General features: G+C 27.3%; 2 protein-coding genes. Both read right to left on the bottom strand.

The window, feature by feature from the left end; all coding sequences use genetic code 11:
• Positions 1-280 precede the first annotated feature (280 nt).
• Complete coding sequence (locus G498_RS0110090; RefSeq protein ID WP_026981036.1) at positions 281-841, bottom strand: hypothetical protein; 561 nt, start codon at positions 839-841, stop codon at positions 281-283.
• 2 nt (positions 842-843) lie between these two features.
• Positions 844-1,332: a hypothetical protein gene (locus G498_RS0110085; RefSeq protein WP_026981035.1), complete on the bottom strand. Its 489-nt coding sequence runs from the start codon at positions 1,330-1,332 to the stop codon at positions 844-846.
• Positions 1,333-1,448: the final 116 nt, after the last annotated feature.

The raw sequence follows: 1,448 nt of genomic DNA, 5'->3' as shown, positions 1-1,448 counted from the left end.
ATCCGCTCTTCTAGTGTTAATCGTCTGCGAGATTTTTGCATAATTCAACAAAGATAAAATTTATCATTTGTTGCATTAAGTTATTGAATTCTCCCGAGTTAGTCAAAATGGTTGCTAACGCCCACCGGCTTTGTGAAGTGGCGGAATTTTATTACTGATGTTTACAAATATACCGAAAAGATTAAAAGAAAAGTTGAAAAAAATAGGATAGAATTGCAAGCGTTGGCTCCTCGAATTACACACTGACCCCGCCATTTCACAAAACCGCTGTTGTACACAGTTATTTTATTTTTTTGTAATAGTTTATAGATACACCAGAAACTATTAGACCTCTGCTGTTTTCATATTCTACGCCAGAATTATATATTTTTAGATATTTACCAGTATCGTCAATTTGAATACTCCAAATAGATTTGTCATCAAACAACAAATCAGTAACTCCTGAATACCAATCGAATTTATCAGTGAAAATTATTTTTTCTTTTCTTGCTATATTTTTCAAACTAATTTTTCTTTGATAAAATATAATTTCATCGTTGGTAACCAAAATGTATTTCATTTTGTTTTTATGCTTTTTCTTTCCTTTAACACAATCTGGGCATTTAACAGTTTCAAATTTCCATAAACCAATAATTTTAGACTTTAATAAATTTCGTTCAATTGATTTTATTGAATCTAATTTTTTTTTGTTTGTTTCATTATTAGAGTGCAAATAATTAGCAATAGAATTAGAAATTTCCGAATTTATAGTTTTCTTGAATTCTAACTTATCAATATTTTGAGAGTATAAAAATTGATTTGAAAAGAGGAAAAATAGTAAAGAGAATATTTTTTTGAACATAATTATTTGATTTTTTCAAGGATAAAAATAGTTGGTTTGTTGTCCCATGATTCTAATGAATCAATTTTAAAGCAAAGTAAATCATCTATAAAATAATATTCAGCTTCTTTATACATATCAGATACTACTAAGGTTTTAACTTTCAGTTTTAATTTATTGTTTGATATTATTTCATAGGTTCCATCGTATATTGGCATTCTTTTATTTTCCGTCATATATTGAAAGTATTCACCATTTTTAGTGAAAATAAATAGATTTTTTGAACATGACATTCTAAAAGTAGCAATCCAATTTTGTCTAGATACTTTATTAGTGTGCCGTTGATCAAATTTTAGAGATGTGTAAACGGAGTCAGTTTTGCTATTTATGTACACATAACCATTGTCAGCAGAAACAACTTTCCATTCTCCAATAATTTTTTCATTATTCTGCGAATAAAGGTTTAATAAAGGAAAAAGAACAACTAGAAAAATGAGTTTTAAATGATTCATTTCGTGTGTTTTATAATTGTGTACAACGTTCCACAGCTAAATGCAGTACCGACTATTTTATTAAAACGAAAATAATAAAAATAAGTTAGACATTCATCATTATTGAAGTAAAGGGA

It is taken from the genome of Flavobacterium suncheonense GH29-5 = DSM 17707 (assembly GCF_000430025.1).
In the GTDB taxonomy this organism is placed as follows: Bacteria; Bacteroidota; Bacteroidia; order Flavobacteriales; family Flavobacteriaceae; genus Flavobacterium; species Flavobacterium suncheonense.
Note: the sequence above shows the minus strand (reverse complement) of the source record. Positions and strands in the feature narration are given on the sequence as shown.

Bases quoted from the DNA above. Each gene is read 5' to 3' on its own strand.
- G498_RS0110090 (WP_026981036.1), bottom strand. From the start codon at position 841: ATGTTCAAAAAAATATTCTCTTTACTATTTTTCCTCTTTTCAAATCAA.
- G498_RS0110085 (WP_026981035.1), bottom strand. From the start codon at position 1,332: ATGAATCATTTAAAACTCATTTTTCTAGTTGTTCTTTTTCCTTTATTA.